We start from the raw sequence: 17,216 nt of genomic DNA on the forward strand, positions 1-17,216 counted from the left end.
TGGCGTGGTGCTCGGTACGTGGTGAGCGGTACGTGAGGCTCGGTACGTGATGCGGGGTGGTGCCGGTCGGTCAGGTGGACTGGAGGCGCGGGGCGGGCTCGGCGGACACCGCGGCGGGCTCGACCGGCTCGGTGTCCTCGGCCGGCTCCCCGGCTCGTTCCGCGGTGAGTTCCCCGGCGGGCTCCTCCTCGCCGTCCTCGTCCTCGTCGTCGAGCACGGCGTCGGGCTTGCCGAGCAGGTAGAGGCCGGACAGCAGCGCGCCGATCACCATCGCGGCGAGCACCGTCCGGAAGTCCAGTGCGGCCACCAGGCCGGCGCCGACGCCGATGGCGATCGCCTGCGGGGCGGTGAGCGAGAGGTTGACGGCCGCCTGGGTGCGGCCCATCAGCTGCGGCGGGGTGAGCGACTGGGCGGCGGTGGCCAGGCCGACCACGCCGGCCGGCATGCCGGCTCCGGCGATCAGCAGACCCGCCGACACCGCCCAGACCGAGGGCACCAGCAGCAGCACGGCGCCGACGCCGAAGGTGGCCGAGCCGAGCATGACGGTCTTGCGCGGCCCGAGCTTGCCGATCAGGATGCCGCCCAGCACCGAGCCGCCCAGCGCCCCGACCGCCTCCACCGTCTCCAGCACGCCGAGGAACTGCGGCGAGCGGTGCAGCCCGTGCTGGATGAGCGAGAACAGCACCGGCTGGAGGAAGCTGAGCACGGTCGCGGTGGCGGTGGTGGCGATCAGCAGCGGCAGCAGCGAGGCGGTGCCGCGCAGGTGCTGGAAGCCCGCCAGCACCTCGGTGCGCCAGTGCCGGCCGGAGGGCTCCGGCTTGGTCTCGGGCACCCGCAGCGCCAGGAACGCCAGCGCCGCCAGGAGCAGGATGCCGATGTCGACCAGGGCGACGGCCCGGCCGCCGAGCCACCCGTACAGGCCGGAGCCCACCAGCGGCGCGACCAGGGTGGTGCCCGCGCGCATGGTCTGGGTGAACCCGACGGCCGCGCCGAAGTCCTGACGCTCCGTCAGGATGGTGCGCAGCATGGCGCTCTGGGCCGGGGTGAGGACGGCCCCGGCCAGCCCGTAGAGCACCGCGGTGCCGTAGATGATCCACAGGTGGCCCCGGCCGTCGACCAGCAGCAGCGGCGAAACCGCCACCGCCAGACCGAGGTTGACCGCGACCAGCAGCGGCCGTCGGCGGACCCGGTCGGCGACCAGGCCGCCGAGCGGCAGCAGCAGCATCGGGACGGCGTAGCAGAACATCACCAGACCGGCCGCCGAACTGCTCCCCGTCAGAACCTTGGCCCAGATGCCGAGGGCGATGAAGAGGGCGCTGTCCCCGAGGACGGACAGCGTCTGTCCCGCGATGTAGAGCCGGAACTCCGGCCGCGCCAGAAGTGGGTGCATGTCCTGTCCTGTCCTTGACTGCTGCGTGGTGATGGGGGTTCCGGGGACTATCGGGGCGGTGCGGTGACGGCCTGGAACGCTTCGAGTACGGCGTCGTTGGCGTCCTTCTCGCCGACGGCGATCCGGATGCCCTGGCCCGGGTAGAAGCGGACGGCCACCCCGAGCCGCTCCAGCTCCGCCCGGACCGGGAGCTGCTCCTCGGGTGAAGGCGCTGTCACCCAGAGGAAGTTGGTCAGGCTCGGCGGCACCGGCCGGCCCAGGGCGAGCAGGCCGTCCCGCAGTCGCTCGCGCTCGCCGGCGATCTCGGCGATCCGCCGGTCCACCTCGTCCTGGGCGGCGACGGCGGCCAGCAGGCCCGCCTCCTGGAGCCGGTTCACCGCGTACGGCACCTGGACGTCCCGCACCCGCCGGGCCACGGACTTCTCCGCGACGGCGTAGCCGATCCGCAGCGCGGCCAGGCCGTGCGACTTGGAGAGGGTGCGCAGCACCACCAGGTTGGGCCACTCGGCGATCCGGGCCGGGACGTCCGGGGCCGCCCAGCCTTCGGCGAAGTCCACGTACGCCTCGTCCAGCAGGATCAGCGCGGTGGCCGGCACCCGGCGGAAGAACGCGGTCAGTTCGGCCCAGGAGTAGACCGTGCCGGTCGGGTTGTGCGGGTTGCACAGCACGATGATCCGGGTGCGCTCGTCCGACTGCCCGGCGATCGCGGCCAGGTCGTGCCGGGCGTCCGGGCCGAGCGGGACGGACCGGGCCTCGGCCCCGGCGATCCGGCAGAACAGCGGGTACGCGTCGAAGCAGGGGTCCGAGTGCACCACGTTGTCGCCGGGGCGGACGACGGAGTGGAAGAGGTCCAGCGCGACGCCGGCCGAGCCGTGGCCGACCACGACCTGCGCGGCCGGGACGCCCTGCCAGTCGGCGATGATCCCGGCGAACCGCTCCGGGCGGAAGTCCGGGTAGCGGTTCAGGTCGGCGACCGCCCCGGCCAGGGCGGCCAGCACGGACGGCAGCGGCGGGAACGGGTGCTCGTTCTGGGCCAGCAGGTGTCTGGCCGTGGACGCGGCGGCCATCAGTCGGCCTGCAGGACGTAGAGCCAGGAGTGCGGGGTGGCCAGCGCCTCGACGCGGTCGATCCGCAGCCCGGCGTCGGTGAACAGCCGCTCGTAGGTCTCCTTGGTGTGCAGCGGGACGCCCATCATCGCGTGCGCCAGCTCGAAGCCGACCGAGAACACCGGCATCGCGCTCTGGGACTCGCCCGGGCCGCGCAGCATGGTGTCGCCGAGCACGAAGGTGCGGGCCTTCGGGAAGGCCTCGCGCATCCGGGTGAAGATCGAGGAGCGGGTGCTCGGGTCGGCCAGCAGGTCGTGCAGCAGGAAGAAGCTCATCACGGTGTCGACCTCGGCCACCTCGGCGGCCTCGGCGTCGTTGTCGATCTGGGTGCCCAGCAGGCCCAGCACGTCGGCCCGGACGGCGGTGACCCGGTCCTGCATCCCGGCGGCGGCGATGTCGGCGCGGGCGATGTCGGTGGCCGGGCGGCTGATGTCGATGCCCAGGCCGCGGCTGCCCTCGCGCTGGGAGACCACCCGGCGCACCCGGGCGGAGGTGCCGCTGCCCAGGTCGGCGATGGTGCGGAAGTCGATGCCGGAGAGCACGTCGGTCAGCTGGGCGGCGAACATCGACTGGTCGCACTGGGCGGAGCCGAGGGCGACCATCGCCTCGTCGCGGAAGACGTCCGCGTTGTAGCGGTGCGAGCCGGTGCTCAGGTGCCCGGCGCGGCCGAACACGTCGTGGTAGCCGCCGACCGCCCAGGTGAAGTAGCCGCGGGCGGCGGCGATCTCGATGCCCGCCTCGGTGGGCAGGTAGCCGGCGCCGTCGGCCTTGAGGTAGCCGTAGTCGGCGGCGGCGCGCAGCACGGCCTCGGTGCGGGCGGTGTCGCCGCGCTCGGCGGCCACTTCGGCGCCGGCCAGCGCGGCGGCCGAGAGGGCCTCGCCGCGGCCGATCTGCTCCAGCACGCCGATCCGGTCCAGCGCGAAGATCACGTTGGCGGCGATGTAGCCGTTGTAGGCGTCGGTCGACGAGATCGGCGCCGGGGTGACGCCGCGCCAGGTGTCGGGGATGACGGCAGTCTGCATCGGTGTGTCCATTCCTCGTAGGGGCCGGGTCACGGCCGCTCGGCGTGGTGGTGCGGGGGTGTCGCGGTGGTGCAGGGGGTCGGCGAGGAGGTTCAGGGGTGGGGCGTCGGGTCCTGCGCCGGGCGGCGCAGGCGGTCGGCGAGCACCGGGCCGATGACCGCGAGGGCCTCCGCCCCGGTCATCGCCCCGTGGGTGCTGGGCACCTCGTGGATCTCCAGCCGACCGCCCACGTGGGCCCGCCAGGTCTCCGGGTCGGGGGCGTCGGCCGGACGGTCCTTCGCGGCGACGAAGACCAGCGCGTCGCCGTCGTAGCCGGGCGGCGGGGCCTCGCCGGCCAGCGCCAGGTTGGCGAGGAAGACCTCGACCACCCGGGCCACCCCGGCGCCGCTCAGCCCGGCCAGCGGGCCCTCGCCGTGCCGGACCAGCTCGGCGAAGCCCGCCTCGTCGGCCGGCCAGGCGGTGATCTCGCCGGCCGGCTGGCCGAGGGATTCGAGGATCGCGGCGAGCAGTGCCGGGTCGCGGTCGGCCGCGTCCCCGGCGTACCGGGCGTACTCGTCCAGCTCCGGGTAGCCGTCCAGCACGGCGAGCAGTTCGACCTGCTCGCCCTGTTCGCGCAGCAGCGCCGCCATCGCGTGGGCGACCGGGCCGCCGAAGGACCAGCCCAGCAGCGCGTACGGGCCCTCGGGGCGCACCGACCGCAGCTCGGCCAGGTAGCCGCGGGCCATCTCGGCCAGGCTCGCCGGGTGGCGGGAGAGGTCGGCCAGTCCGGGCGCCTGGAGGCCGTAGATCGGCTGCTCGGCGTCCAGGTGGCGCAGCAGGCCGGTGTACACCCAGCTGATCCCGGCGGCCGGGTGCACGCAGAACAGCGGCGGGCGCGAGCCGCGGGTGCGGATCGGCAGCAGCACCGGGAAGGTCTCCTCGGCGGCGGCGCCGTCCCGGGCCCCGGACAGCAGGTCGGCCAGCCCGGCGACGGTCGGCGCCTGGAACAGCGCCCGGACGCCGAGCTCGGCGCTGCCGGTCAGCTCGCGCATCCCGGCGACCAGCCGGCCGGCCAGCAGCGAATGGCCGCCCAGCTCGAAGAAGTTGTCGTCGATGCCGACCCGCTCCAGGCCGAGCACATCGGCGAACAGCCCGCAGAGCACCTCCTCCAGCGGGGTGCGCGGGCCCCGGCCGCCGCCGGCCCGGCCCGGCTCGGGGGCGGGCAGCGCCCGCTCGTCGAGCTTGCCGTTGGGCGTCAGCGGCAGCCGCTCCAGCGGCACCAGGGCGGCGGGCAGCATGTAGTCCGGCAGTTCGGCGGCCAGGTGGCTGCGCAGGACGTCCAGGTCGACCGGCCCGGCGGCCGGTACCAGGTAGCCGACCAGGCGCTTCTCGCCCGGGGCGTCCTCGCGGACCACCACGGCGGCGGAGGCCACCTCCGGCCGGCGGCTGAGCACCGAGCCGATCTCGCCCAGCTCGATCCGGAAGCCGCGGATCTTCACCTGGGCGTCGATCCGGCCCAGGTACTCCAGTTCGCCGTCGGCCGTCCAGCGGGCCAGGTCGCCGGTGCGGTACATCCGGGTTCCGGGGGCGCCGTACGGGTCGGCGACGAAGCGCTCGGCGGTCAGCGCCGGGCGGCCCAGGTAGCCGCGGGCCGAGCCGGCGCCCGCGACGTACAGCTCGCCGGGCACCCCGGCGGGCACCGGGCGCAGCCGGGAGTCCAGCAGGTAGAGCCGCAGGTCGGGGATGCCGGCGCCGATCAGCGAGCGGGACTGCCCGGCGGCCGTGGCGGCGTCCAGCGGGCGGTAGGAGACGTGCACCGTGGTCTCGGTGATGCCGTACATGTTGACCAGCACCGGGGCGTCCTCGGCGTGCCGGGCGTACCAGGGCGCCAGCCGGGCCAGGTCGAGCGCCTCGCCGCCGAACACCACCCGGCGCAGAGCGAGGCGGGCGCCGAGCTCCGGCGCCTCCTGGTCGGCCTGCATCAACTGGTAGAAGGCGGAGGGGGTCTGGTTGAGGACGGTGACCTGCTCGCGCACCAGCAGCTCCAGGAACTCCCGGGGCGAGCGGCTGGTCCCGAAGGGCACCACCACCAGGCGGCCGCCGTGCAGCAGCGCGCCCCACAGCTCCCAGACCGAGAAGTCGAAGGCGTAGGAGTGGAACAGCGTCCAGACGTCCTGCGGGCCCGGGGCGAACCAGTGGTCGGTGGCGGAGAACAGCCGGGCGACGTTGCGGTGCGGGATCACCACGCCCTTCGGTCGGCCGGTCGAGCCCGAGGTGTAGATGACGTACGCCGGGTGGTCGGGGCCGAGGGCGGGCGCGGGGGCGACGGCGGGCGCCCGGCGCAGCTCGGCCGCCGTCTCCGGGGTGTCCAGCAGCAGCGACGGCACGTCCGGGTCGGGCAGTCGGGCGCCGGCCGCGGTGGTGGTGAGCAGCAGCGCGGGCGCCGAATCGCGCAGGGTGTAGGCGATCCGGTCGGCCGGGTAGTCCGGGTCGATCGGCACATAGGCGCCGCCCGCCTTGAGCACCGCGAGCACGGCGACCACCAGCTCCACCGAGCGCGGCAGCGCCAGCGCCACCAGGCGCTCGGGGCCGACGCCCCGGCCGGTGAGGACCTGGGCCAGCCGGTTCGCCCGGGCGTCCAGCTCGGCGTAGTCGATCCGCTCGTCCCGGTGGACCACCGCCACGGCCTGCGGGGTCCGGGCGGCCTGGGCCGCGAAGAGCTCCGGGAGGGTGCGCGGTTCGACGGCCGCGGGCTGCTCCCCGGGGGCGCTCCAGTGGTCCAGGATCAGCGTCCGCTCGGCCGGGGTGAGGATCTCCGCCTCGCCGACCGGGCGGGCCGGGTCGGCCACCACAGCGGCCAGCAGCCGCTCGAAGCGGCCGCAGATCGCCGTCACGGTGGCCGGATCGAACAGCTCCTGGGCGAACTCGACCACCACGCCGATTCCGGCCGGGGTGGGGGCACCTCCCGGGCCGCCAGGCCCAGGGGGACCCTCCTCGGCCAGCCGCTCGTCGAAACCGAAGGCCAGGTCGAACTTGGCGAGTTCGGCGGCGGAGGGCTCCATCCGGGCGGGCAGCCCGGCGAAGGACGGGGCGGTCTCGGTCTCCGGGCCGGCGGCGAAGGTCAGCATCACCTGGAACAGCGGGTGCCGGGCCGTCGAGCGGGCCGGGTTGAGTGCCTCGACCAGCCGCTCGAAGGGCACGTCCTGGTGCTCGAAGGCGTCCAGGTTGGCCAGCCGCACCCGCTCCAGCAGCTCCTGGAAGCTCGGGTCCCCGGAGAGGTCGGCGCGCAGGACGAGGGTGTTGACGAAGAAGCCGATCAGCTCGTCCAGGGCCTCGTCGGTGCGGCCGGCGATCGGGGTGCCGAGCGGGATGTCGGTGCCCGCGCCCAGCCGGCTCAGGGTGGCGGCCAGGGCGGCCTGCACCACCATGAACACGCTGGAGCGGCTCGACCGGGCCAACTCGGCGACGGCGGCGTGGAGTTCGGCCGGGATCAGGAACTCAACGGTGTCCCCGCGGCGGTTCGGGGCCATCGGCCGCTTGCGGTCGTAGGGGAGCGTCAGCTCCTCCGGGAGGCCGGCCAGGGCGCGCTTCCAGTAGGCGAGTTGGGCGTGCTGGGCGCTCTCCGGGTCGTCTTCGGCGCCGAGCAGTTCGCGCTGCCAGAGCGCGTAGTCGGCGTACTGGACGGGCAGCGGCGCCCACCGCGGCGCGGTGCCGGCGCTGCGGGCCAGGTAGGCGGCGTCCAGGTCGCGCAGCAGCGGGCCGACGGACCAGCCGTCGCTGACGATGTGGTGCATCAGCACCAGCAGCACGTGCTCGTCGGTCGGCAGCGAGAACAGCCAGGACCGCAACGGCAGGTCGACGGCCAGGTCGAAGGGCTCCCGGCTCGCCTCCGCGAGGGCGGCGCGCAGTTCCTCCTCGTCGGCCACCGCCCGTGTCCGCAGGGTGAGTTCGGCGCGCTCGGCGATCAGCTGGTGGGGCCGGCCGTCGGTGGCCGGGAAGGTGGTGCGCAGCACCTCGTGCCGGGCCACCACGTCGTTCAGTGCCCCGGCCAGCGCGGCGGTGTCCACCGCGCCGGTCAGCCGGATCGCCAAGGGGGTGTTGTAGAGGGCGCTCGGGCCCTCGAACTGGTCGATGAACCACAGGCGTTGCTGGGCGTGCGAGAGCGGGACCAGCTCCGGGCGCTCCCGGGGCAGCAGTTGGGCGCGCGCCGGGCCGGCGCCCTCGCCGAGCTGCCGGGCCAGCCCGGCGACGGTCGGGTGGTCGAAGAGGGTGCGGATGGGCAGTTCGGCGCCCAGGCCGGTGCGGATCCGGCTGATCAGCTTGGTGGCGAGCAGCGAGTGCCCGCCGAGGTCGAAGAAGTCGTCGTCGATGCTCACCGCGGGCAGGCCCAGGGTCTCCGCGAAGAGCCCGCACAGGGCCCGCTCCCGCGCCGTCCGGGGCGCCCGGCCCTCCGGCGCGCCGGAGAGGTCGGGGGCGGGCAGGGCCCGGCGGTCCACCTTGCCGTTGGCGGTCACCGGCAGCGCGTCGAGGGTGACCACCGCCGCCGGGACCATGTACGCGGGCACCCGGTCGCCGAGGAAGGCGCGCAGCTCGCCGGGGGTGGCGTCGCCGGTGACGTAGGCGACCAGCCGCTTGTCCCCGGGCCGGTCCTCCCGGACCATCGCCACCGCGTGGCCCACCGCCGGGTGGGCGGCCAGCGCGGCCTCCACCTCGGCGGGCTCGATCCGGAAGCCGCGGATCTTGACCTGGTCGTCGGCGCGGCCGAGGAACTCCAGGACGCCGTCCGCGCTCCAGCGGACGATGTCGCCGGTGCGGTACATCCGGCCGCCCTTGCCGCCGTACGGGCAGGCCACGAAGCGCTCGGCGGTCAGTGCCGGGCGGCCGACGTAGCCCCGGGCCAGGCCGTCGCCCGCGATGTACAGCTCGCCGGGCACCCCGGCCGGCACGGGCCGCAGGGTCTCGTCCAGGACGTACAGCCGGGTGTTGGCCAGCGGGCGGCCGATCGGCACCACGGCCGGGACGTCCCCGCCCGGCGCCATGGTGAAGGTGGTCTTGATGGCCGTGGTCTCGGTCGGCGCGTACACCGCGACCACCTCCGTCTCCGGGCACACCTGGAGCAGCCGGCGCACCGCGTCCGGGGGCACCACGTCACCGCCGGTCCACACCTGGCGCACCGTGCGGAAGGTCTCCGGGGTCTCCTCGGCCAGCAGCCGCAGCAGGCCCGAGGGCGCCTGCACCAGGGTGACGGCGTGCCGGGTGATGGTCGCGGCCAGCGCGGGCAGGTCCAGCTGCCCGGGGGCGGCCAGGACGATCCGCCCGCCGGTCACCAGCGGGGCCCACACCTCGGTGGTGGAGGCGTCGAAGGCGGTGGGCGAGTGCAGGAGGACGGCCTCGTGGTGGCCCTGGTGGAAGTGCCGGTTGGCGAGCAGGTCGACCACGTTGCGGTGGGTCACGGCGACGCCCTTGGGGACGCCGGTCGAGCCCGAGGTGTACATCACGTAGAGCAGTTGGCCGGGGTGGGAGCGCCGGGTGGCGGGGGCGTGGCTTTTTTCGGGGGCCTGGGCGTTATCGGCAACCCGGGTGACGTCCAGCGCGGTGAGGCCGCTGTCGTCGAGGGCCGGGTGGTCGCGGTGGGCCGGGTCGACCAGGACGAGCTGCGCCCGGGTGTCGGCCAGGATGTGCCGCATCCGGTCCAGCGGGTAGCGGGCGTCCAGCGGGACGTAGGTGCCGCCGGCCTTGGTGACCGCCAGGATCGCCGTCACCAGCTCGGCCGAGCGGTCCATCAGGATCGCGACCGGCTCCTCCACCGCCAGCCCGCGGGCCAGCAGGACGGCCGCCAGGGCGCCGGCCCGGGCGTCGAGTTCGGCATAGCTCAGCTCCTCGGCGTCGGACACCACGGCGAGCGCGTCGGGGGTGGCGGCGGCCTGGGCCTCGAACAGCTCGGGCAGCGTGGTGTCGGCGACCGGGGCGGCGGTGTCGTTCCAACCGGTGAGCAGCTGCTCCCGTTCCGCCGGGGCGAGGATCTCGATCTCGCCGATCGGGGCGTCCGGGTCGGTGGCGGCGGCGGTCAGGATGCGCAGCAGCCGTTCGGTCAGGGTGGCGACGGTGGTGTGGTCGAAGAGGTCGGCCGCGTACTCGACGGCCGCCGCCACCCCGAGCGCGCTGCCGTCCGCGCCGTGCTGCTCGGTGAAGTTGAAGTTCAGGTCGAAGTGCGCCTGGGACTCGCCCGTGCCCTCCAGCACCCCGCTCACCCCGCCCAGGGTGAGTACGGGGGCCGGGCCGCCGTTCACCGTCAGGACGGTCTGGAAGAGCGGGTGGCGGGCGGGGGTGCGGGTGGGGTTGAGCTGTTCGACCAGGCGCTCGAAGGGGATGTCCTGGTGGTCGAAGGCGTCCAGGTCGGTGCGGCGGACGCGGTCGAGGAGTTCGCGGAAGCTGGGGTTGCCGCTGGTGTCGGTGCGCAGGACGAGGGTGTTGACGAAGAAGCCGACCAGGTCGTTCAGGGCCTCGTCGGTGCGTCCGGCGACGGGGGTGCCGAGCGGGAGGTCGGTGCCGGCGCCGAGGCGGGTGTAGAGGGTGGCGACGGCGGCCTGCAGCACCATGAACAGGCTGGCGCGGCTCGTGCTGGCCAACTCGCCCAGCCGCTGGTGCAGTTCGGCGTCCAGGCGGTACTCGACCACCCCGGAGCGGTGGCTCGGGGTGGTCGGGCGCGGGCGGTCGTAGGGGAGGGCCAGCTCCTCGGGCGCCTCGGCCAGGACCTGCTGCCAGTGGGCGAGTTGCCCGGTCAGCAGGGCGGTGGGCCGCTCCTGGTCGCCGAGGAGCTCACGCTGCCAGAGGGTGTAGTCGGCGTACTGGACCGGCAGCGGCTCCCACTGCGGCGCGGTGCCGGTGGTGCGGGCCCGGTAGGCGGTGGTGAGGTCGCGCAGCAGGGGGGTGACGGACCAGCCGTCGCTCGCGATGTGGTGCAGCAGGAGCAGCAGTACGTGCCGTTCGCCGTCCAGGGAGAACAAGGAGACCCGCAGCGGCTGGTCCCCGGCGAGGCGGAACACCTCGCCGGTGGCCTCGGCCAGGGCGGCGCGCAGTTCCTCCTCGTCGGCCACCGCCCGTGCCCGCAGGGTGAGTTCGGCGCGCTCGGCGATCAGCTGGTGGGGCCGGCCGTCGGTGGCCGGGAAGGTGGTGCGCAGCACCTCGTGCCGGGCCACCACGTCGTTCAGTGCCCCGGCCAGGGCGGCGGTGTCGATGGCGCCGGTGAGCCGGGCGACGAACGGGGTGTTGTAGAGGGCGCTGGGGCCCTCGAACTGGTCGATGAACCACAGGCGTTGCTGCGCCGGGGAGAGCGGGACGCGCGCGGGCCGGTCGGCCGGCCGCAGGGCCGGGCGGACGGCGCCGGAGGCGGGCAGGGCCTCGGCCAGCGCGGCCACCGTCGGGCTGTCGAAGAGGGTGCGGATGGGCAGTTCGATGCCGAGGGCGGTGCGGATCCGGCTGACCAGTTTGGTGGCGAGCAGGGAGTGGCCGCCGAGGTCGAAGAAGCCGTCGTCGATGCTGACGGTGGGCACGCCGAGGGTGTCGGCGAAGAGTGCGCAGAGCGTCCGCTCGGCGGCGGTGCGGGGGGCGCGTCCTTCGGGGGTGCCGGTGTAGTCGGGGGCGGGGAGGGCGCGGCGGTCGACCTTGCCGTTGGGGGTGACGGGCAGGGCGTCGAGGACGATGACGGCGGCGGGGAGCATGTAGGCGGGGAGGCGTTCGGCGGCGTGGGTGCGCAGTTCGCCGGGGGTGGCGGTGCCGGTGCCGGTGGTGGTGGCGGTGACGTAGGCGACGAGGCGTTTGTCGCCGGGTTGGTCCTCGCGGACCAGGGCGAGGGCCTGGCCGACGCCTTCGTGGGTGGTGAGGGCGGCTTCGACTTCGCCGAGTTCGATGCGGAAGCCGCGGATCTTGACCTGGTCGTCGGCGCGGCCGAGGAACTCCAGGATGCCTCCCCCAGCCTCCGGCCGAGGGGACCCCCATGTGGTCCAGCGGACGATGTCGCCGGTGCGGTACATCCGGCCGCCGGGCTCGCCGTAGGGGCAGGCGACGAAGCGCTCGGCGGTCAGGGCCGGGCGGCCGGCGTAGCCCCGGGCCAGACCCGCACCGGCGATGTACAGCTCACCCGGGACGCCCACCGGGACCGGCTGGAGGGTGTCGTCCAGCACGTATGCCCGGGTGTTGGGCAGCGGGCGGCCGATCGGGACGGCGGTGGGCACCTCTCCGGCGGTGGCCATCCGGTGGCGGGTGGCGAAGGTGGTGGTCTCGGTGGGCCCGTAGCCGTCGACCACGGTGAGGCCGGGGCAGGCGGTCAGCACCCGGCGGACGGCGGCGGGGGAGACCACGTCGCCGCCGGTCCACACCTCGCGGAGACCGGCGAAGACACCCGGATCCTCGGTGGCCATGACGTTGAACAGCCCGGCGGTGAGCCAGGCGGCGGTCACCGCGCCCTGGCCGATGGTGGCCGCGAGTTCGGAGACGCCCAGACGCCCGGGAGGAGCGAGCACGAGACTGCCGCCGGAGAGCAGTGGGGCCCAGAGCTCGTAGGTGGAGGCGTCGAAGGCGGTGGGGGAGTGCACCAGCACGCGTGCGTGGCCGCCGCCGGAGAAGGCGCCGCCGAGGGCGAGGTCGACCACGGAGCGGTGGGTGACGCCGATGCCCTTGGGCCTGCCGGTCGAGCCGGAGGTGTGCATCACGTACGCCAACTGATCGGCGCTGACGTCGAGTTCGAGGTTGTCGGCGGTCTCCGCGCCGACCCGGAGGGTGGTCAGCCCGGCCAGGGCGGGGTGCTCGGTGTCGGTGACGGCGAGCGTGGCGCCCGCGTCGGCGAGGACGGCCCGCAGGCGCTCCTGGGGCTGGGCGCTGTCGAGCGGGACGTAGCTGCCGCCGGCCTTGAGGATACCCAGCAGGGTGACCACCAGCGCGGGGGAGCGCTCCAGCAGGACCGCCACCGGGGTCTCGGTCGTGACGCCTGACGCGACCAGGCGCAGCGCCAATCCGTTGGCGCGGGCGTTGAGTTCGGCATAGCTCAGCGTCTCCGAGCCCGCCACCAGGGCGACGGCCTCCGGTGTGGCGGCGGCCCGGGCCTCGAACAGCCGGGGCACCGCCGCCGTCGGCAGCGTCGCGACCGGGCCGCTCCAGCCGGTCAACAGCTGCTCCCGCACGGCGGGGCTGAGGATCTCGATGTCCCCGATCGGGGCGTCGGGGTCGGTGGCGGCGGCGTCCAGGACGCGCAGCAGACGCTCGGCGAGGGTGGCGACGGTGGCGTGGTCGAAGAGGTCGGCCGCGTACTCGATCGCGCCGGAGAGTCCGGTCGGCTCGGTGCGCCCGCTTGCTTCGGAGAACCCGAAGGAGAGGTCGAACTTGGCCACATTGAGGTCGAACTCCAGCTCGCTGCAGCTCAGTTCGCCGAAATTGCGCGGCGCCTTCTCCTGGTTCTCCAGGGCGATGAGGGTCTGGAAGAGCGGGTGGCGGGCGGGGGTGCGGGTGGGGTTGAGCTGTTCGACCAGGCGCTCGAAGGGGATGTCCTGGTGGTCGAAGGCGTCCAGGTCGGTGCGGCGGACCCGGTCGAGGAGGTCGCGGAAGCTGGGGTTGCCGCTGGTGTCGGTGCGCAGGACGAGGGTGTTGACGAAGAAGCCGACCAGGTCGTTCAGGGCCTCGTCGGTGCGTCCGGCGACGGGGGTGCCGAGTGGGAGGTCGGTGCCGGCGCCGAGGCGGGTGTAGAGGGTGGCGACGGCGGCCTGCAGCACCATGAACAGGCTGGCGCGGCTCGCGGTGGCCAACTCGTTGAGACCGCAGTGCAGTTCGGCGTCCACGGTGAACTCGACCAGCTCGCCCCGGTGGCTGGGGGCGGCGGGGCGCGGCCGGTCGTACGGGAGGGCCAGCTCCTCCGGGGCGTCGGCCAAGGACTGCTGCCAGAAGGTGAGTTGGCGCCCGATCAGGCTGTCCGGGTCGTCCTCGGTGCCGAGCACCTCGCGCTGCCAGAGGGTGTAGTCGGCGTACTGGACCGGCAGCGGCGGCCAGTCGGGGGTGCTGCCGGTGGTGCGGGCCCGGTAGGCCTCGCCCAGGTCGCGGAAGAGCGGGGCGACGGACCAGCCGTCGCTGGCGATGTGGTGCAGCAGGACCAGCAGCACGTGCTGGTCCTTCGGCAGCGAGAACAGCTGGGCCTGGAAGGGGAGTTCGGTGGCCAGGTCGAAGGTGTGGCCGATGGCCCGGTCCAGCAGGGCGGTCAGCTCGGCCTCGTCGGCCGCGCGGGTGACCGTCAGGGTCGGTGTGGCGTTCGCGGCGACCAGCTGGTGCGGCTGGCCGTCGGCGGTCGGGAAGAGCGTGCGCAGTACTTCGTGCCGGGTGGCCACGTCCTTCAGCGCCTCGGCCAGGGCGGTGGTGTCCACGGCGCCGGTCAGCCTGATCGCGAAGGGGGTGTTGTAGAGGGCGCTGGGGCCCTCGAACTGGTCGATGAACCATAGGCGTTGCTGGGCGTACGAGAGCGGCACCCGCTCGGGGCGCTCCCGAGTGGTCAGCCCGGCGCGCACCGGGGTGTGGTCCTGGCCGAGGTGCTGGGCCAGCCCGGCGATGGTCGGAGTGTCGAAGAGGGTGCGGATCGGCAGTTCGGTGCCGAGGGCGGTGCGGATGCGGCTGGTGAGCCGGGTGGCGAGCAGGGAGTGGCCGCCGAGGTCGAAGAAGTTGTCGTCGATGCTGGGCTCGGCCGCCTGGAGGACTTCGGCGAAGAGCTCGCACAGGGTCTGCTCGGTGGCGTTGCGGGGCGCCCGGCCGGTGCTGGTGGCGGTGTAGTCGGGGGCGGGCAGGGCGCGTCGGTCGACCTTGCCGTTGGGGGTGACGGGCAGGGCGTCCAGGACGACGACCGCGGCCGGGACCATGTAGCCGGGCAGGCGGTCGGCGGCGAAGGCGCGCAGCTCGTCCAGCGGGGCCCCACCGGTGACGTAGGCGACCAGGCGCTTGTCGCCGGGCTGGTCCTGGCGGACTGTCGCGACGACCTGGCGGACGGCCGGGTGGGCGGCGAACGCGGCCTCCACCTCGGCGAGTTCGATCCGGAAGCCGCGGATCTTGACCTGGTCGTCCGTTCGGCCGACGAACTCCAGTTCGCCTGTGGTGTTCCAGCGGGCGAGGTCGCCGGTGCGGTACATCCGGCCGCCGGGCTCGCCGTACGGGCAGGCGACGAAGCGCTCGGCGGTCAGGGCCGGGCGGCCGGCGTAGCCCCGGGCCAGGCCGTGCCCGGCGAGGTACAGCTCGCCGGCGACCCCGGCCGGGACGGGCCGCAATCCGCCGTCCAGGACATAGGCCAGGGTGTTGGGCAGCGGGCGGCCGATCGGGACGGCGGTGGGCACCTCGCCGGCGGTGGCCATCCGGTGGTGGGTGGCGAAGGTGGTGGTCTCGGTGGGGCCGTAGCCGTTCACCACCCGCAGGCCGGGGCAGCTCTCCATGACCCGCCGCACGGCGGCCGAGGAGACGATGTCCCCGCCCGTCCACACCTCCTGCAACCCGGCGAAGGTCTGCGGGGCCTCGGCGGCGAGCACGTTGAACAGTCCGACCGTCATCCAGGCGGCCGTCACCCGGCCCCGGTCGATGGTATCGGCGAGTTCGGTGACGCCGAGGCGGCCGGGCGGGGCGATGACCAGGCCGGCGCCGGAGAGCAGTGGGGCCCAGAGTTCGTAGGTGGAGGCGTCGAAGGCGGTGGGCGAGTGGACCAGCACGCGTTCGTGGCCGCCGTCCGAGAAGGTGCCGCCGAGGGCGAGGTCGACGATGGAACGGTGGGTGATGCCGATGCCCTTGGGTCTGCCGGTGGAGCCGGAGGTGTGCATCACATAGGCCAACTGGTGCTCACTGAGCGCGAGTTCCAGGTTGTCGGCGGTCTCCGCGCCGACCGCGAGGGTGGTCAGTCCGGCCAGCGCCGGGTGCTCGCGGTCGGTGACGGCCAGGGTGGCGCCCGCGTCGGCGAGGACGGCGAGCAGCCGCTCCTGCGGCTGGGCGTCGTCCAGCGGCACATAGCTGCCACCGGCCTTGAGCACCGCGAGCAGCGCGACCACCAGGGCGGGTGTGCGCTCCAGCAGTACCGCCACCGGTGTCTCCACGCCGACCCCGGCCGCGACCAGCCGCCGCGCCAACCCGTTGGCGCGGGCGTTGAGTTCGCCGTAGGTCAGCGTCTCCGAGCCCGCCACCAGCGCGACCGCCTCCGGCGTGGCCGCCGCCCGGGCCTCGAACAGCTCGGGGACCGCGCCGGCCGGCAGCGCGGTGACCGGGCCGTGCCGGTCCGAGAGCAACTGGGCCCGCTCCGCCGGGCCGAGGACCTCGATCGCCCCGATCGGCGCGTCCGGGTCGGCGGCGGCCGCCCGCAGCACCCGGGCCAGGCGCTCGCCCAGGGTGGCGGCGGTGGCGTGGTCGAAGAGGTCGGCGGCGTACTCCACGGCCCCGGTCAGGCCGTTGGCGGCGCCGTCGGCGTCGTGCTGCTCGACGAAGGCGAAGGAGAGGTCGAACTTGGCCAGGTGCTGTTCGAGGACGTACTCCCGGCAGCCGAGGCCGGCGAAGTCGGCGGGGAGGTCCTCGTCGCTGTCCAGGGTCACCATGGTCTGGAACAGCGGGTGGCGGGCCGGGAGTCGGGCCGGGTTGAGCTGTTCGACCAGGCGCTCGAAGGGGACGTCCTGGTGGTCGAAGGCGTCCAGGTCGGTGCGGCGGACGCGCTCCAGCAGTTCGCGGAAGGTCGGATCGCCCGAGGTGTCGGTGCGCAGCACCACGGTGTTGACGAAGAAGCCGACCAGGTCGTCCAGGGCCTCGTCGGTGCGTCCGGCCACCGCGGTGCCCAGCGGCAGGTCGGTGCCGGCGCCGAGGCGGGTGTAGAGGGTGGCGACGGCGGCCTGCAGCACCATGAACAGGCTGGCGCGCTCCTCGGCCGCCAACCGGGCCAGGGCGGCGTGGAGTTCGGCGTCCAGGCTGAGAACGGCGGAGCCGCCGCGGTGGCTCGGCGCGGCCGGTCTCGGCCGGTCGCGGGGGAGTTCCAGCTCCTCCGGGGCCTCGGCCAGGGTGCCCTGCCAGTAGGCGAGTTGGGTGGTGAGCAGGCTCTCCGGGTCGTCCTCGGCGCCGAGCACCTCGCGCTGCCAGAGGGTGTAGTCGGCGTACTGGACGGGCAGCGGCTCCCACTGCGGCGCGGTGCCGGCCAGCCGGGCCCGGTAGGCGTCGTCCAGGTCGCGGAAGAGCGGGGGGACCGACCAGGCGTCGCTGGCGATGTGGTGCATCAGCACCAGCAGCACGTGCTCCTGGTCGGAGAGCGAGAACAGCGTGCAGCGGACGGGGAGTTCGGTGGCGAGGTCGAAGACGTGCCGCATCGCCGCGTCCAGCCGGACGGACAGCTCGGCCTCGTCGGCCACCGGCTCCGCCGCCACCGCGGCGGACCGGACGGCGGGGCTGTCCGGTTCGGCGATCGACTGCTGCGGCCGGCCGTCGGTGGCCGGGAAGGTGGTGCGCAGCACCTCGTGCCGGGTGAGCACGTCCCGCAGGGCGAGGGTGAGCGCGGCGGTGTCGATCGCACCGGTCAGCCGGACGGCGAACGGGGTGTTGTAGAGCGCGCTGGGGCCCTCGAGCTGTTCGATGAACCACAGCCGCTGCTGCGCGAACGACAACGGGATCACGGTGTGCCTCCGGCGGGTGACGTGCTGAGTTGGGGACGTGACGGTCGGGCCACCGGGGACGGCC

4 protein-coding genes are annotated in these 17,216 nt (G+C 74.4%); all 4 read right to left on the minus strand.

The window, feature by feature from the left end:
• Positions 1–70: 70 nt before the first annotated feature.
• The 4 genes from ACZ47G_RS26275 to ACZ47G_RS26290 all read right to left on the minus strand — a co-directional run bounded on the left by ACZ47G_RS26275 (position 71) and on the right by ACZ47G_RS26290 (position 17,152).
• Entirely contained in the window at positions 71–1,390 is a 1,320-nt protein-coding gene (locus ACZ47G_RS26275; RefSeq protein WP_465746607.1) for an MFS transporter, read from the minus strand.
• A 47-nt stretch (positions 1,391–1,437) separates the two neighbouring features.
• Entirely contained in the window at positions 1,438–2,457 is a 1,020-nt protein-coding gene (locus ACZ47G_RS26280; RefSeq protein WP_465746609.1) for a pyridoxal phosphate-dependent aminotransferase, read from the minus strand.
• The gene (locus ACZ47G_RS26285; RefSeq protein WP_465746611.1) at positions 2,457–3,518 is read right to left on the minus strand and encodes an SAM-dependent methyltransferase; all 1,062 of its coding nucleotides are present in this window, start codon (positions 3,516–3,518) and stop codon (positions 2,457–2,459) included. Before ACZ47G_RS26285 ends, ACZ47G_RS26280 begins: the two co-directional genes overlap by 1 nt.
• Before the next feature lie 92 nt (positions 3,519–3,610).
• Positions 3,611–17,152: an amino acid adenylation domain-containing protein gene (locus tag ACZ47G_RS26290; protein ID WP_465746613.1), complete on the minus strand. Its 13,542-nt coding sequence runs from the start codon at positions 17,150–17,152 to the stop codon at positions 3,611–3,613.
• Between the last annotated feature and the right edge of the window lie 64 nt (positions 17,153–17,216).

It is taken from the genome of Kitasatospora sp. NPDC030952, assembly GCF_055571335.1.

Bases quoted from the DNA above. Each gene is read 5' to 3' on its own strand.
- ACZ47G_RS26275 (WP_465746607.1), bottom strand. From the start codon at position 1,390: ATGCACCCACTTCTGGCGCGGCCGGAGTTCCGGCTCTACATCGCGGGA.
- ACZ47G_RS26280 (WP_465746609.1), bottom strand. From the start codon at position 2,457: ATGGCCGCCGCGTCCACGGCCAGACACCTGCTGGCCCAGAACGAGCAC.
- ACZ47G_RS26285 (WP_465746611.1), bottom strand. From the start codon at position 3,518: ATGCAGACTGCCGTCATCCCCGACACCTGGCGCGGCGTCACCCCGGCG.